Annotated in this window: 17 protein-coding genes; 9 read left to right on the top strand and 8 right to left on the bottom strand. The window is 68.6% G+C overall.

Annotated elements, in window-relative coordinates:
- Nucleotides 1-40: 40 nt before the first annotated feature.
- The 6 genes from H074_RS22495 to H074_RS22470 all read right to left on the bottom strand — a co-directional run bounded on the left by H074_RS22495 (nucleotide 41) and on the right by H074_RS22470 (nucleotide 5,429).
- Complete coding sequence (locus H074_RS22495) at nucleotides 41-292, bottom strand: hypothetical protein (protein WP_007032362.1); 252 nt, start codon at nucleotides 290-292, stop codon at nucleotides 41-43.
- Nucleotides 289-2,130, bottom strand: coding sequence for a dynamin family protein (locus tag H074_RS22490; protein WP_007032361.1), 1,842 nt, complete (start codon nucleotides 2,128-2,130; stop codon nucleotides 289-291). The genes H074_RS22495 and H074_RS22490 overlap by 4 nt, the downstream gene beginning before the upstream one ends.
- Nucleotides 2,127-2,612 carry a nucleotide exchange factor GrpE gene (gene grpE, locus H074_RS22485; protein ID WP_007032360.1) on the bottom strand — a complete coding sequence of 162 codons (486 nt, stop codon included), beginning with the start codon at nucleotides 2,610-2,612 and terminating at the stop codon, nucleotides 2,127-2,129. Before grpE ends, H074_RS22490 begins: the two co-directional genes overlap by 4 nt.
- 39 nt (nucleotides 2,613-2,651) lie before the next feature.
- Nucleotides 2,652-3,308 carry a TetR/AcrR family transcriptional regulator gene (locus tag H074_RS22480; protein ID WP_007032359.1) on the bottom strand — a complete coding sequence of 219 codons (657 nt, stop codon included), beginning with the start codon at nucleotides 3,306-3,308 and terminating at the stop codon, nucleotides 2,652-2,654.
- On the bottom strand, nucleotides 3,305-3,784 hold the full coding sequence (locus H074_RS22475; RefSeq protein WP_007032358.1) for a YqeB family protein: 480 nt from the start codon (nucleotides 3,782-3,784) through the stop codon (nucleotides 3,305-3,307). Before H074_RS22475 ends, H074_RS22480 begins: the two co-directional genes overlap by 4 nt.
- 124 nt (nucleotides 3,785-3,908) lie before the next feature.
- The gene (locus tag H074_RS22470; protein WP_085940997.1) at nucleotides 3,909-5,429 is read right to left on the bottom strand and encodes a dynamin family protein; all 1,521 of its coding nucleotides are present in this window, start codon (nucleotides 5,427-5,429) and stop codon (nucleotides 3,909-3,911) included.
- A 194-nt stretch (nucleotides 5,430-5,623) separates the two neighbouring features.
- Here H074_RS22470 and H074_RS22465 point away from each other — a divergent pair, with 194 nt between their 5' ends.
- From H074_RS22465 to H074_RS22455, 3 genes are all read left to right on the top strand, one after another.
- Nucleotides 5,624-6,832 carry a sensor histidine kinase gene (locus tag H074_RS22465; protein ID WP_420805394.1) on the top strand — a complete coding sequence of 403 codons (1,209 nt, stop codon included), beginning with the start codon at nucleotides 5,624-5,626 and terminating at the stop codon, nucleotides 6,830-6,832.
- Nucleotides 6,829-7,485, top strand: a complete 657-nt coding sequence (locus H074_RS22460; RefSeq protein ID WP_039923149.1) for a response regulator — start codon at nucleotides 6,829-6,831, stop codon at nucleotides 7,483-7,485. The genes H074_RS22465 and H074_RS22460 overlap by 4 nt, the downstream gene beginning before the upstream one ends.
- Nucleotides 7,486-7,713: 228 nt before the next feature.
- Nucleotides 7,714-8,127 carry a VOC family protein gene (locus H074_RS22455; protein ID WP_007032354.1) on the top strand — a complete coding sequence of 138 codons (414 nt, stop codon included), beginning with the start codon at nucleotides 7,714-7,716 and terminating at the stop codon, nucleotides 8,125-8,127.
- Nucleotides 8,128-8,148: 21 nt separating this feature from the next.
- On the opposite strand, the gene H074_RS22450 is transcribed toward H074_RS22455, so the two are convergent.
- The gene (locus H074_RS22450; protein ID WP_007032353.1) at nucleotides 8,149-9,060 is read right to left on the bottom strand and encodes an SDR family NAD(P)-dependent oxidoreductase; all 912 of its coding nucleotides are present in this window, start codon (nucleotides 9,058-9,060) and stop codon (nucleotides 8,149-8,151) included.
- Nucleotides 9,061-9,639, bottom strand: a complete 579-nt coding sequence (locus H074_RS22445) for a TetR/AcrR family transcriptional regulator (RefSeq protein ID WP_007032352.1) — start codon at nucleotides 9,637-9,639, stop codon at nucleotides 9,061-9,063.
- Nucleotides 9,640-9,829: 190 nt separating this feature from the next.
- Between H074_RS22445 and H074_RS22440 the strand changes: the two genes are divergently transcribed.
- The 6 genes from H074_RS22440 (at nucleotide 9,830) to trmB (ending at nucleotide 14,948) form a co-directional block, all read left to right on the top strand.
- Entirely contained in the window at nucleotides 9,830-10,768 is a 939-nt protein-coding gene (locus H074_RS22440; protein ID WP_007032351.1) for an ABC transporter ATP-binding protein, read from the top strand.
- A 29-nt stretch (nucleotides 10,769-10,797) separates the two neighbouring features.
- Nucleotides 10,798-11,529, top strand: coding sequence for an ABC transporter permease (locus H074_RS22435; RefSeq protein WP_007032350.1), 732 nt, complete (start codon nucleotides 10,798-10,800; stop codon nucleotides 11,527-11,529).
- 151 nt (nucleotides 11,530-11,680) lie between these two features.
- Nucleotides 11,681-12,598: an ABC transporter ATP-binding protein gene (locus H074_RS22430; protein ID WP_007032349.1), complete on the top strand. Its 918-nt coding sequence runs from the start codon at nucleotides 11,681-11,683 to the stop codon at nucleotides 12,596-12,598.
- Nucleotides 12,595-13,347 (top strand): ABC transporter permease, encoded by a 753-nt coding sequence (locus H074_RS22425; RefSeq protein WP_007032348.1) that lies wholly within the window; start codon nucleotides 12,595-12,597, stop codon nucleotides 13,345-13,347. Before H074_RS22430 ends, H074_RS22425 begins: the two co-directional genes overlap by 4 nt.
- 169 nt (nucleotides 13,348-13,516) lie before the next feature.
- Complete coding sequence (locus H074_RS22420; protein ID WP_039923146.1) at nucleotides 13,517-14,059, top strand: hypothetical protein; 543 nt, start codon at nucleotides 13,517-13,519, stop codon at nucleotides 14,057-14,059.
- 205 nt (nucleotides 14,060-14,264) lie between these two features.
- A complete protein-coding gene (trmB, locus tag H074_RS22415; RefSeq protein WP_007032346.1) occupies nucleotides 14,265-14,948 on the top strand; it encodes a tRNA (guanosine(46)-N7)-methyltransferase TrmB in 684 nt (227 codons plus the stop codon).
- Nucleotides 14,949-14,970 lie beyond the last annotated feature (22 nt).

Raw genomic sequence — 14,970 nt, 5'->3', positions numbered from 1 at the left:
GAAGCTTATGACTCACCGTAGGCCGGTTCGGTTCCGGTGGCTACTTCGTGAGCACGACTCCGATCAGGAAGACCACCCCGACGATGAGCACGACCACCGCCACGATGACGAGAAGCACTCGCAGGATCAGCTTCTTGCGCCCCCGTGGATCACGGGCCATTTCGCTCAGCCGCTGCAGCTTCGCCGGAAGCCCCTTCTGCGGAGGCAGCGGCGGGAACGGGCTCTGTGCGGGACCCGACTGTGGGAACTGCTGTTGTCCGAACGGCTGCTGCGGTTGCCGAGGAAAGGTCACGCTTGATTGTCGCGCAGTGACCGAATGCGACCAAGGAGAGCCTCGGCACGGTCACGGCCGTCCGAGACGTCCTTCAAGCGCTTCGCGACGACAGAGATCTTCTTCGCCCGTTCCTGCGCGCCCATCTTGATCGTCTTGTCGACTTCCTTCAGCTCCGCCTCGATCGCGTCGATGCGGCGGCCGAGGGCTTCGTCGAGCGCCATCGACAGCTGCTGTTCGGCCTCGATCAGCTGCTCCGCGACGAGCTGGTCCAACGTGGATCGCGCGTCGGCGATCGCCTCGACCAGCCATTGCTTCATATGCTGCTTGTCCGCCGCGTGTTTGCGGGTCCGCGCCATCCACCAGCCCGCGCCGAGGCCGATGACGATCGTCGCGGGCAGGATCACCGGGTTCAGGATCGCGACGCCCGCCAGCGGCAGCGCGGCGACCTTCCCGGCGCCGAGACCACCGGAAACCCCCATGAAGATGAGCAGTTTGTCCTCGGCCGTCGGCGGCTTCTTGTCCGGCGGGCGCAGTACGACCGGCGGACCGCCCGCCCTGGCGAACTGGCCGCGGATGATGTCGAGCTCTTCGGCGGAGAACAGCTCGGCGAGCGCGACGTTGGTGACCTGGTTGAGCCGCTGGGAGAGCAGCATCGAGATCCGCTGCGACGTCGTCTGCAGCGCGATGTCGACCTGCTGGGGCAGCGCGGCGAGTTCGTCCCGTTTCGCGCCGTCGATCCGCTGCCGGAAGTGGGTCGACGCGTCGCGCATCTGCCTGCTGGTCTCGTGCCCGACCTCGACGCGGGTCCGCTGGATCTCCGCGCGCAGTTTCAGCTGCCAGCCCCGCGTCGAAGACCGGCGTTCGGTGGTCAGGTCGTCACGACGCTGGCGCAGCTGTTCCGCTTCGGCCTCACCGGCGGACAGCGCACGGCTTTCCGCCTGCAGCTTCGCCTTGAGCTCGCCGAGCGCGCTCGACAGCGCGCGCAGGGTGTTGGCCTCGCCCAGCATCGCCGAACGGCCGACCAGCATCTCCTGCAGCGCGCCCTGCAGCGCGGCGATCCCGGCCTTCTCGCGCAGCATCATGGCCATCTGCTCGTTCGGCGCCTTGGCCGCCGTCTCGAACATGCGCGCGGACACCGGGTGGAACACCGCGTCGGCGAACCGTGGGGCGTGCTCGGCGAGCAGCCGCCGGTCGGCTTCGAGGACCTCGCGCCAGCCGCGGAACTGGTCGGTCTTGGTCAGCGCGAACAGCACGGTTTCGACGCGTTCGCCCATGTCGTGCAGGAATTGCAGCTCCTGCGCGGTGAACGGCGAGGAGGCGTCCACGACGAACAGCAGCGCGGTGGCTCCGGCGGCGGCCTCCTTCGCCAGTTCGCCGTGCATCGAGTCGAGTCCGCCGACACCCGGAGTATCCACAATGGACACCCGTTCGAGCAGCGGGACCGGTCCGGAGACCTCGACGTAACGCGGCGGGATCTGCCCTTCCGGCAGTTCGTGCGCGGCCGAGACCCAGTGGATCAGGTCGTTGAGGTCGATCGGCACCGGCGCCAGCTGGCCCGGGTAACACGCCTGCGCGGACCACCGCTCGGCGTGTTCGAAGACGAGATACGTCGCCGTGGCGACGTCGGCGTCCACAGGGGACAGTCCCGGCATGGAGAGGAGCGCGTTCACGAGCGAGCTCTTGCCGCGGTTGGTCTCGCCGACCACCACGACCGACGGCTTCTTCGGCCGCGTCTTCCGGACGTCCTCGACCCATTTCGCGGCCTGGGGATCGGCTTCGCGGACGACGGTGAGCAGCTGTTCGCGCGTGCTCTTCACGACCGCCGGCAGGTTGGCCGCCGCGCTCGGAGCGGTCACTGGGCCTTCTTCGCGTAGACGATGACGATCGGCGCGCGCAGGACCTGGTCGCGATCGGCGAAACCGACGACCTCGGTCTCCGCGACGAGCCCTTCGAGCGCCGGGTTCTCGGTCGCGACCGCGCCGCCCGCCTCGTGCACGGCGGGGTCGAACCGCTCACCGTCCGGGCGCAGGGCACGGACGCCGATCCCGGCGAGACCGTGTTCGAGCCGCTCGACGACGCCGCCGCTGCGGGCGCGATCGAGGGCGTACAGGCAGAGCTGGATCAGTGTCTGCCTGTCGGCGAGAGCCTGTTCGAGGTCGGCCGGACCCGTGGTCGTGGACTCCACATCGGTCTTCGACGCGGCTTCGACGACCGCGGTTCCCTCGGACGGCGAAGTCTCGCCGTCCGCTTCGGCGATGATCGCCGCCGAGATCTGACCGGTCGGCACGTCGTCCGGATTTTCTTCTTCGACCGCCTTCTTGCGCAGCCAGGCACCCATCCGAATCGACCCCCGTAACTGGTGTCCCGGGCCTACCGATCAGCCCGGGGAGATTTCACCAGTGTCGGCCACCCGCCCGCCGTCCGGGGGCGGAATCGGCAGAACAGGACGAAGGAATCTGGCGATCAGCTCCTTCATCACCGCGAGTTCCGCCGCCGGATCGAGGCCCGGCTCCAGAATCACGCGGGAAAGCGGCGCGTCGACCAACGCGACGAGCCAGCTGGCCACCGTCTCCGGGTCGAAGCCGGGATCGATCCGGCCCGCGTCCACCGCCCGCGTCACGAGGTCGGCGAGCCCGTCGCGCAGCGCCCGGTCGTTGCCCTGGATGAGCTCGGCCAGATCGGCGTCGCGAGAGCACTGCGCGGCGACTTCGAGGACGAGCTTGGCCGCGAGAGGATGCAGAAGCTGTTCGGACACGTGGGCCATGACGTGCAGGATGGCCTCCCACGGGTCCTCGATCTCCCCGGCGGCCGCGAGCAGGGCCGCGGTCTCGTCGGCGTCCTGCTCGAAGATGCCGACGAACACCGCGCGCTTGTTCGGGAAGTAGTGGAACAGGCTGCCGGTGCTGATCCCCGCGGCGCGGCAGATCTCCGCCGTCGTGGTCTTCTCGAAGCCCTTCTCCGAGAAACGCCAAGCGGCGGCGTCGAGGATGGCGCGGCGTTTGACCTCGTGCTTGACCGGGTCGACCGTCCTCATTTCACCGCCGGCGGCTCGTCAAGCCACGGATAGCCGTACTCGAGGAAGGCCTTGGCGACGGCTTCGCGGTCGACATCGCCCTTCTGCCGTGCCAGTTCCCGGCCGTCGGCGGCTAGCAGGACGAGCTCCTTGCCGTCGAGGTAGACGGCCTCCAGCTGTGCTTCGTACGCGCGGCTTCGGCCCTTGGTGGTCAGCGTGATGCGGGTCGGCGTCACCTTGACGATCAGCCGCTCGTGCGCCCAGACCGCGGCGAAGAGCAGGCCGAGGACGAGGCCGACGCCGATCCCGGTGACGACACCCCACGGCTGGGGCATGTCCGAGACGAGCTGGAACGGGCCCTTGAACGGAACCCAGCTCAGCGAGGCCACCCAGCCCGAGATCGACTGGAGGAACCAGCCGAGCGCGGCGCCCGCCAGTGGGCAGCCGATCCAGGAGGCCGTGCGCAGCCATGGGGGCTCGTCGACGATCGTTTCCATGCGCCCATTATTAGACCGAGCGCTCGGTTTATCAATCCGACGCGCAATTAGTCACCTACTTGCCCTGACCGCGCTCGTGCGGCGGAAGACGTCCAGGCAAGTAGGTGACTAATTGCGGGGTGGGTCAGTCGCGGATCTGCTGCCAGATGAGGAAGTACGCCCGGTGCACGACGTGCGCGACGCGGCTCTGGGCGGGCGTCGCGCCGAAGGACGCGAAGGAGCGCCACCAGCCCGCGCGTTCCAGCGCGTGGGCCGCGAGTTCGGCGCGGGGAGCGCCCGGCTTGCCGAGCTGGGCACCGATGTCGGCGTTGCTGCCGACCCGCAGGACCTCCTCGGACAGGTCTTCGGGCATGTCGACCGCGCCGGACGCGACCAGCGTGAGCGCTTCGAGCAGCCGCAGCTGGTGTGCCTCGGGCTTGGCGAGCAGGACCTCGATCGCGTCGTGGACGCGCTGCCGTTCGGCCGGGTCGCCGGACGCGTGGGCCAGCGCGGTGACCGAGGCCAGTGCGGCGGCGGCCTTGATGCCGTCGGCACGGGCGGCGAAGACGATGCTCAGCCGCTGGCGGACGGCTTCGAGCCCGGAGGCGTCGAGCAGCTTCCGCCGCAGTGAACCCGCGGTGATCTCGGGTTCCTTGCGGATCACCTCGACGGCGTACCGGACGCCGAACAGGTCCAGTTTCTCCAGCAGCCGCAGCCGGGTGCCCGCCGCGACGTCGCATTCCCAGCTGGTGAAGATGTCCGCCGAGATCAGCATGGTCTCGAGGATGTCGTCGTCCATCTCGGCCAGCTGGCGCAACGCCTCGGCGTCGGGGGAGGTGAACCCGCCGGACTCGGCCGACTCCGCGATCAGCCCGATCACCGGCAGCACGTCCGCGACGCGGGGCTTCAACGTCGCGGCCTGCTTCTCCGACAACAGCGTGGCGGCCTTCCACACGTCGCCGCCCGAGCCTTCGACCGACTCCGGCGCGATGGTGTCCGCCTTGTTGAGCACCGCGATCGCGTTGACCGGGCCCGCCTCGCGGCTCGCGGTCGCGGCGGTGAACGCGGCCAGCGCCTGCTGGTCGTCGGCGCGCACGCCCTGCGTGACCACGTAGAGCACGGCCTCGGCGCCCGCGACGGCGTTGCGCGAGGTGTCGTCCAGCTCGTCGGAGCCTTCCTCCTCCTCGTCATCGTCGGGTTTGCGATGCTTCGCCGCGCCCAGCAGCTCTTCGGTCCGCGACACCGAAGCGGCGTCGAGCGAGCCGAGGCCGGGGGTGTCGATGACGGTCATGCCCTGCAGGACCGCGTTGGTGAGGTACGCCTCGATATGCGAGACCTTGTCGATGTCGATGCCCAGTTCGGCCGGGATCATCCCGTCGGCGGAGAAGGGCAGCACCTGTTTGTGGCCGTCGTTGAAGACGATCTCGACGCGGTCGACCGTGCCGTATTGGAACCTGGTCACCAGCCGGGTGCACTCGCCGACGTCGGTCGGCGCGACCCGGCGCCCGATCAGGGCGTTGACCAGGGTGGACTTCCCCGATTTGATCCGGCCGGCGACGGCGACCTGCAGCGGGCCGCCCAGTCTGCGCAGCACCTCGGCGAAGCCGGCCGCGGTCCGCGCGGACACCTGCGGCTGGAGGCGATGACAGAGGTTCGCCACGGACATCGACAGCGGCCCGGCGAGACGGCCCTGCTCCGTCGCTGAGGTCACGGCGCCCACCCCTCCCAGTCGTCGAGCACGCCGAGGAGAATCGTGCCATGCCACTCATCCTCGGGTCGCACCGAAGGTGGTACCGGCGACCGACGCGCGGGCGGCCCGGGCCGACATAGTGTTACCAGGTGCGACGGTTGAGCCTCTGGATGCGTGCCCACCCCATGGCGGGGGACAGTCTCATCGCCGTCGTCCTGTTGCTGACCGACCTGCTGTTCTACGTGGCGGCGGTCGAGACGACGGAAGTCGCGGTGCCGCCCTGGTACGTGGTCGTTCCGCTGGACATCGCGATGGTCGCCCCGCTGGTCTTCCGGCGGAAGGCAACGCTGTGGTCGGCGTATCTGCTGCTGGTGATCGGCATCCCGCACGGGGCGCTGGAGCTGGGCGCGGCCAGTGCGTTCGCGGTGGTCATCAGCATCTACTCGGTGCTGGTCTACGTCGGACGCAAGCAGGGGCTGCTGTACCTGCTGGCGACCTTCGTGACCTCGGGCATCCAGCTGTGGGCCGACCCGCCGGAGGACGTGTGGGTGCTGGCGATCATCGGTGTCTTCTCCGCCGCGCTGTGCTGGACGCTCGGCGAGTTCGCCGGCGCGAGGCGCGCCTATCACGAGGAGGTGGAAGCCAGGTTGCATCTGCTTGAGACGGAACGGGACCAGGCGACCAGGATCGCCGTCGGCGAGGAACGCGGACGGATCGCCCGTGAGCTGCACGACGTCGTGGCGCACGCGGTGAGCGTGATGGTCGTGCAGGCCGACGGCGCGTCCTACGCGGTCGACGGGAATCCCGAGATGGCGAAGCGGGCCTTGCAGACGATTTCGGAGACCGGGCGCGGCGCGCTCGCCGAACTGCGGCGGCTGCTGGACGTGCTCCGCAGCGACGGTGACGACGAGCCGCGTGTGCCGCAGCCGGACGCCAGCGCCCTGACCGACCTCGCGGACCGGATCCGCCAGGCGGGGGTGCCGGTGACCTTGGCGATCGGGTCCGACGCGCTGGCCGGGCTGCCCGCCGGTGTCTCGCTCGGGGTGTACCGGATCGTGCAGGAGTCGCTGACGAACACGCTGAAACACGCCGGACAGGGCGCGCAGGCGGAGGTGCTGGTGCGCCGGGAGGCGGACGTGATCGACGTCCGGGTCACCGACGACGGCGCCGGCCGCGCGAAACAGCTGGTGCCCACGGCGGCGAAGACGGCGTCGCACACCGCGCCGCCGGGGCCGCGGAAGCTCACCGTCCCCGGTGGGAACGGATTGATCGGAATGCGGGAACGGGCGAACGTCTTCGGCGGCACGCTGGAGGTCGGCCCCGCTCCCGGTGGAGGGTGGCAGGTGCACGCGAGGCTCCCGGTTAGGTTGGCGACGTGATACGGGTGGTGGTCGTCGACGACCAGGAATTGATGCGCGTCGGGTTCCGGATGGTCCTGGGCGCGCAGGCGGACATCGATGTCGTCGGCGAGGCGGGTGACGGCGCGCAGGCCATCCGCATGGCGGAGGAACTGCGGCCGGACGTCGTGCTGATGGACGTCCGGATGCCGGTGCTGGACGGGGTCGAGGCGACGAAGCGGATCGTCGAGGCCGGAACGGCGCGGGTCCTCGTGATGACGACGTTCGACCTGGACGAGTACGTCTACTCGGCGTTGCAGGGCGGGGCGAGCGGGTTCCTGCTGAAGGACACGCAGCCGGATCACCTGGTGTCGGCGCTGCGGGCGGTCGCTTCGGGCGACGCCGTGGTCTCGCCGTCGGTGACCCGGCGGCTGCTCGACCGGTTCGTCGGCGGCGGCGGGAAGCCGATGCGGGACGCGGCCGAGCTCGACGTCCTCACCGAACGGGAGCGGGAGGTGCTCGTGCTGATCGCGAAGGGCCTCTCGAACCTGGAGATCGCCGAGACGCTGTTCTTGTCCGAGGCGACGGTGAAGACACATGTCGGGCGGATCCTGTCCAAACTGGATCTGCGCGACCGGGTGCAGGCCGTGGTGCTCGCCTACGAGACCGGTCTGGCGCGCCCCGGGGTCACCTGAGATCTCTTCGGAAAAGTGGTCATTCGTGCTTCCAGCCGGAACACACGTGCTTGGAGCCGGATCAAGCGTGATTCTCGCCGGAACACACGGTGCGGAATCGGCTCGGGTGTGTTCCGCCTCCAAGCACGCGTGATCGGTCTCCGAACACGCGAGTTCGGAAAAGTGGTCATTCGGTGAGCACTTTGCGGCGGATCCTTGTCTTCAGAGCCACTACCTGAGGAGAAGGAAATGCTGCGAGGTCTCACCACCACCACGTTCTACGCCGACGACCTGACCGCCGCGATCGAGTGGTACTCCGACCTCTTCGGGATCGAGCCGTACTTAGTCCGCAACGGTCCCGACGGGACGCCGGCGTACGTCGAATTCCGGATCGGCGACTACCAGCACGAGTTCGGCCTGGTCCGCGGCGACTTCCGGCCGTCACTGGCCCAGCCCGGACCCTGTGGGGCCATCGCGAACTGGGCCGTCGACAACGTCGAGGACGCCTTCGCGAAGTTGCTGGAGAAGGGCGCGAAGGAATACGAGCCGATCATCGAGCGCGGGCCGGGCTTCGTGACCGCGGCCGTCGTCGACCCGTTCGGCAACGTCCTCGGCGTCATGTTCAACCAGCACTACCTGGACGTGCTGGCCGGGAAGAAGTAGCTCTCCCCGGCCAGCCCGGCCTCAGCGGTAGAGGGAGTGGTCGGCCGTCTCCGGGTCCTTGCCCTTGTCCCGGACTTCGGCCATCCACTTGCCGAAGTCGGGACGCGAGCCGTCGACGTCGGTCAGGCCGTACTCGTTCATCAGCGTCCACGACGCCAGCGTCTTGCCCGCGAACCGCGAGACCTGCGGGTCGGTCGCCAGCTTCGCGACCCCGCGCCCGAGCAGCGCCGGGGTCTCCGAGATGGCGAAGTCGACCGGGGCGGCCTTGCCCACCGCGTCACGCCAGGTCTCCTCGGTGACCCCGAAGTAGTCGAGCATCGCCTCCGACCGCAGGAAACCCGGCGTGACGGTCATGCCGACGCAGTCGTACTTCTTCAGTTCGACGCCGAGTGCCCTGCCGATCGCGCGGATCCCGCATTTCGCGAGGAAATACGGGATTCCCGCGCCGACGTACTCGTCGTGGTCGCCGTCGGTGACCTCGATGACGAGTCCGCCCTCCTGCCGGACGACCAGCGGCAGCAGCCGGTGCAACGCGATCAGGTGCGTGTCGATCGCGTTGTGCACCAGCGTGAGCGCGTCGTCGAGGCTGGAGTTCCAGTACGCCCCGTCGAAGTCCGCGAACGGGTCGCCGCCCCAGACGTCGTCGACCAGCAGGTCGATCCGGCCGTCCACTTCGGACTCGATCCGCGCCTTCAGCGCGTCCACATCGGACACTTCGGTGAAGTCGGTGCGGACGGGGATCCCCCAGCCGCCCGCGGCGTCGACGAGCTCCGCGGTGTCCTCGATCGTCTCCGACCGCTTCATCGGCGACTGCCGGTCCCTCGTCGTGCGGCCGGTGACGAACACCGTCCAGCCGAGCCTGCCCAGCTCCACCGCGATCGCCCGGCCACATCCGCGCGTCGCCCCCGTGACGACGGCCACTTTCCGGTCCATTCAGGACACTCCTTTCCACGCGGTCAGCACCGCGTCCACGTCTTGCCCCACCCGGTCGACGATCCGGCCCCTCGGCCGGATCGACCAATCCAGCGCGGCCCCGTTCGCCACCCCCAGCAGCACTCGCGCCGCACGGACGACCCCCGGCGCGCCCGGCAGGTCACGCGCCGCGACCCGCGTCAGCCGCCGCAGTTCCGCTTCCACGGCGGCGAAATGCTCACCCAGCAGGGCACGGAGGCCCGGATCGCCGATGTCCACCCCCAGTTGTCCGAGATGGTTCGCCGCGGTTTCCGCCGTCCCCAAGCCCTCGTAGATAACGACGACCGCCGCGCGAAGGCCTTCCACGGGATCGGCCAGTTCTCCGCATTCCCGCATCAGCCCCACGACGGACCGCGTGTTCAACCGGCTCAGCGCCTGCAGGAGGCCGTTTTTCGAACCGAACCGCTGGGCGACGGTGCCGACCGCCACCCCGGCTTCCGCCGCCACCTGGGCCAGCGTGAAACCCGGGCCGACCATGCCGATCACGGTCCCCGCCGCGGTGAGCAGTCGTTCGTCGGTGATGCTGCGGGGCCTCGCCATGCGATTATTGAACCATGGTTCATTAACCCTGGTGAATCAGGGTCACTCTCAGGGGTATCACCGATCGCGTACGCCGCCGGAAGACGGCAAGCTACATCTCAGGTCGGGTACCAGGTTGGCACCTCAGGATGACGCGCTCGGCCACCCACATGGACGACGATTGTTCTCGCAGTCGCCGAGGGGAGCAGACATGATCGAGGCAGCGGGCCTCACCAAGCGGTACGGCAAGACACTGGCGGTGAACAACCTTTCCTTCTCCGTCGCGGCGGGAGAGGTCACCGGGTTCCTCGGCCCCAACGGGGCGGGCAAGTCGACGACCATGCGGATGATCCTCGGCCTGGACAATCCGACCTCCGGCCAGGTGCGCATCGGGGGCAAGCTCTACCGCGAACTGAAGGAACCGCTGCGGACGGTCGGCGCGCTGCTGGACGCCAAATGGGTGCACCCCAACCGGTCCGCGCGGGCGCATCTGCAGTGGATGGCGAAATCCAACAAGATCCCGGCGGGCCGGGTCGACGAGGTGCTCGAGATCGTCGGGCTCACCAGCGTCGCCGGAAAGCGCGCCGGAGGGTTCTCCCTCGGCATGTCGCAGCGACTGGGGATCGCGGCCGCGCTGCTGGGTGACCCAGAGGTCCTCCTCTTCGACGAGCCGGTCAACGGCCTCGACCCCGAGGGCATCCTCTGGATCCGGAAGTTCATGCACCGGCTGGCCGGCGAAGGCCGCACGGTCTTCGTTTCCTCGCACCTTCTTTCGGAGATGGCGCTGACCGCGAGCCATCTGGTCGTGATCGGCAAGGGGCAGCTGATCTCCCAGTCCTCCACCGAGGACTTCGTGGCACGGGCCGCCGAGAACACGGTCAAGGTCCGGTCGCCGCAGCTGCCCGCGCTGCGCGCCGCGCTGACGCAGGCGAGCGCCCAGGTCACCGACGTCGACAAATCGCTCGTGGTGTCCGGTTTGGACAGTGAAAAGATCGGCGAGATCGCCGCGGCGAACCAGATCGTGCTGCACGAGCTCAGCCCGCAGACCGGCTCCCTGGAGCAGGCCTTCATGCAGATCACCGGCGACTCGGTCGAGTACCACACCGGTCTCGAAGCCGAAGCCGCCGAAGTGGTCGCCGCCGCCCAGTAGCCACTCACTCTTCTGAGGAAAGAAAAGCCATGACTCTGCTCGCTGTGGAACGCATCAAGCTGTTCACCACACGCTCACCGTGGTGGTGCGCGCTGATCACCCTCGCGGTCGTGATCGGCTTCGCCGCCATCTTCGCCGGGGCCGCCCCGACGGGTGAATTCACCGACGTCTCGAACTCCCAGTTCGGCTACGTCTTCGGTATGACCGTGATCATGGTGCTGGCCGCGCTTTCGGTGACCACCGAGTATCGCTTCGGCACCATCCGCACCACCTTCCAGGCCGTGCCGAACCGCAAGGCGGCGCTGCTGGCGAAGACCGGCGTCGTCGCGCTGCTCTCGCTCGTGGTCGGCGAGATCGCCGCGTTCGCCGCCTGGGGTCTCGCCTCGGCCATGCGGCCGGAAGACCTCATGCTGAACACCACCGCGGAGTGGATCAACGTCGCCGGGGTCGGCCTGGTGTTCGCCCTCGCCTCGGTGATCGCGGTCGCCGTCGGCGTCCTGATCCGGCAGAGCGCCGGCGCCATCTCGCTCCTGCTGATCTACACCCTCGCGGTGGAGAACCTGATCCAGCTCATCCCGAAGATCGGCAGGGACATCTACGACTGGATGCCGTTCCACGTCGCAGACCGGTTCCTCACCGGTTCGGGTCGCGCCATGGCGGACGCGCCGTTGAGCCAGGCCGGGTCGCTGGCCTACTTCGCCGGATTCGCGCTGGTGCTGCTGGCCATCTCGCTGGTCGTCGCGGACAAGCGCGACGCGTAAGGACTTCCACAGGGAGAAAGCCGGACGCCTCACTCGGGGGAGCGAGGCGTCCGGCGACGGGGAAAAGGGGAACAGGGACCGGGCCGCCTATCGGGGGGCAGCCCGGTCCTTTCCCCGTTGGTAAGGTCGGCATCCACCGGAGGGAGGGCCGATGATCGAGGCCACCGAACTCACGAAACGCTACGGCGACAAAGTCGCCGTAGACGACCTTTCTTTCACCGCCGAAGCGGGGCGGGTGACGGGGTTCCTCGGCCCGAACGGGGCGGGCAAGTCCACCACCATGCGGATGATGCTCGGACTCGACAGCCCCACGTCGGGCTCGGTGACGATCGAAGGCAAGGCCTACCGGGAACTGCGTGATCCACTTCGGACGGTCGGCGGCATGATCGACGCCACCTGGCGGCACCCCGGCCGCACCGCCCGCGAGCACCTCCGGTGGATCGCCGCGACCAACGGCCTGCCGGACAACCGGGTCGACGAGGTGCTCCGGCTGGTCGGACTGGAATCGGTCGCCCGCAAACGGGCCGGGCAATTCTCGCTCGGGATGTCGCAGCGGCTCGGGATCGCCACGGCGCTGCTGGGCGACCCCCGGGTGCTGCTGTTCGACGAACCGGTCAACGGGCTCGACCCCGAGGGCATCGTGTGGATCAGGAAGCTGATGCACGCGCTCGCCGCCGAGGGGCGCACCGTGTTCGTGTCCAGCCATCTGCTGCCGGAGATGGCGCAGACCGCGCAGGACCTCGTCGTGATCGGCCGGGGGAAGCTGATCTACCAGGGCACGATGGAGGACTTCATCGGCCGGGCGAAGGGCCTCGGCGTGCGGGTCCGCAGCCCGCACCTGCCCGAGCTGCGGACGGCGCTGACCGAGAAGGGTGCCGACTTCCGCGAGGAGGACGGCGCGCTCGTCGTGTCCGAAATGGACAGCGACGACATCGGCGAACTCGCGTTCGCCGCGGGCGCGACCCTTCACGAGCTGAAGCCGCTCACCGGCTCGCTCGAACAGGCGTACATGCAACTCACCGCCGAGGCGGTCGAATACGGCGCCGGCGTACCGGAGGTGGCCCGATGACCGCGGCGAACATGCTCCGCGCGGAGCGGATCAAGCTGCTGAGCACGCGCGCCCCCTGGTGGTGCGCCGGAATCGCGGTCGTGGTCGCGCTCGCCTACACCGCGTTGTTCTTCGGCTTCGTGCCGATCGAAGGCCAGACCGGCGTCAACTCGACCCAGGTCGCCAGCGCGCTCGGCCGCACCGTGGTGCTGGTCCTCGCCCTCCTCGCGGCGGCGACGGAGTTCAACTGGGGCACGATGAAGCTCACCTTCCAGGCTGTGCCCTCGCGCGTGCCCGCCCTGCTGGCGAAGGGCGCCGTCGTCGGGGTGTTCTCCGGGCTGATCGGGCTGCTGGTGGGCTTCGGCTCGTGGGCGGTCGCGTATCTGATCAAACCGGCCGCCGACCTGGGCCTGGCCTCGGGCGCCGACTGGCGCGCGGTGGCAGGCCAGGGGCTGACCTTCTTCCTGACCGGTCTGCTCGGCGTCGGCCTCGGACTGCTGTTCCGCAGCCCCGCGTTCGCGCTCGGGTTCGCGTTGGCCTGGACGCAGTTGATCGAGGGCCTCGTCATGCTGATCCCGAAAGTGGGCGACGACATCTACCAGTGGATGCCGTTCTTCGCGGCGAATCAGTTTTCGGGGCCGGATCTGACGGTTTCGATGCTGAAACTCGAACCGCCGTTGGGGCCGTGGGGCTATTTGGCCTATTTCGGCGGCATCTGCGTGATTATTTATGCGGCCGGGCTGATGATCACGCATCGAAGGGACGCTTGAGCTTTTACCTCGGCCGAAGGAGTTAAGTCCACGTTAAGAGGCTGTGGCTTCTCTCACAGGAAGCGGACATACTGTTCCTGACCGGACGATGCTCGGGATGAGCCGATTTCTCGGCTCTCGGCCCCGGAGGTGATCCTTGACGGTGGATTCCGGTCAGGGAGTGGAACGCATGATCCCGCAAGCCCGCACGGAAAGTATGCAGCCCCGGCTCGAGCCCATGCTCGACCTCGAGTGGTCACAGGCGATCGAACTGCCCCGCACGGTGGCGTCCGCGACCCGGCCGTCGGACATCCGCCGCGCCTGGGTGCACCGCGCACCCGAAGATCTCGTTGTCGCGTTGTATCGCGCGTCGAGCGGAATGCACGGCGAAATTCCCGCGCCATGGTGGCTTCGCGCCATCGTGGAAGGACGACTCGAATCGCGGGAACTCGGTTTCCGCATCGAAGATCGCATCGCCGGCCTGCTCGGCAGGCGGCCCGGTTGGGAATTCGTCCCGTGGGCCACGGACGGGGAATCCGGTTACTGGGAGTTCATGCCTTCCGAACGCGGCGCGTCCGGGCATTCGATCCCGACCACCGTGCTGAACACCAGCCGTCACGACGGCTGGATCGACGTCCTCCCCGCCCATTCCAGTCCGACGCCGGCACCGATCGCGGTCGCCGGATTCGCGGGGCTGCGCTCGCGGCTGGGGGAGTTCGAAGCGGTCCGGTAACGGAGCTGAAAGCGCGCTTCGGAACTCGGCCAAAGCCGAACCCGCCCTGCCGAAGGCCCCGCTATCGCGGTGGCAGGGCGCTTGGCGACCAAAGTGACGTGCTTTACCAACGACGCGCCCTGCCGACGTGATCGCGGATGCGGGTTCACCGGCGAACACCGCGCCCGCGTTTAATGGGCTGGTGGAAAACGAGGACCAGCCACGGATGCGCAGCGTGGTCAGCTATGTCAAACGCGGCGGCCGGATGACCGTCGGGCAGCAGCGAGCCTGGAACGAACTCTGGCCGTCGCTCGGCCGCACCGTCGGCGAACTGCCCGAAGGCCCGGTGGACTTCGACGACTGGTTCGGCAGGCGGGCCCCGGTCATGGTCGAGATCGGTTCGGGGATGGGCGAGACCACGTCGCAGCTCGCCGCCGCCGCGCCGGAACTCAACTACGTCGCGGTCGAGGTCTACGACCCGGGGCTCGGCCAGCTGATGTTGCGCGCCGAGAAGCTCGGGGTGAAGAACCTGCGGCTGATGCACGGTGACGCCGTCGTGCTGCTGACCTCGCACGTGGAGCCGGGCTCGCTGTCCGGGGTCCGGCTGTTCTTCCCGGACCCGTGGCCGAAGAAGCGGCACCACAAGCGGAGGATCGTGCAACCGGAGTTCGTCTCGCTGGTGGCCTCGCGGCTCGCGCCGGGCGGCACCTTCCACATGGCGACCGACTGGGAGAACTACGCCGAGCAGATGATGGAGGTCTGCTCGGCCGAGCCGCTCCTGCGCAACCGCCACGTCGGCGAGCCCGGCGGCTGGGCGCCGCGCCCGGAGTGGCGGCCGATCACGAAGTTCGAGAACCGCGCCGACGTCGAAGGCCGGATCTCGCACGACCTGATCTTCGAGCGCGTCTGAAGCTACTGAAAGGGCCGGTCAG

The organism is Amycolatopsis decaplanina DSM 44594 (assembly GCF_000342005.1).
In the GTDB taxonomy this organism is placed as follows: domain Bacteria; phylum Actinomycetota; class Actinomycetes; order Mycobacteriales; family Pseudonocardiaceae; genus Amycolatopsis; species Amycolatopsis decaplanina.
Note: the sequence above shows the minus strand (reverse complement) of the source record. Positions and strands in the feature narration are given on the sequence as shown.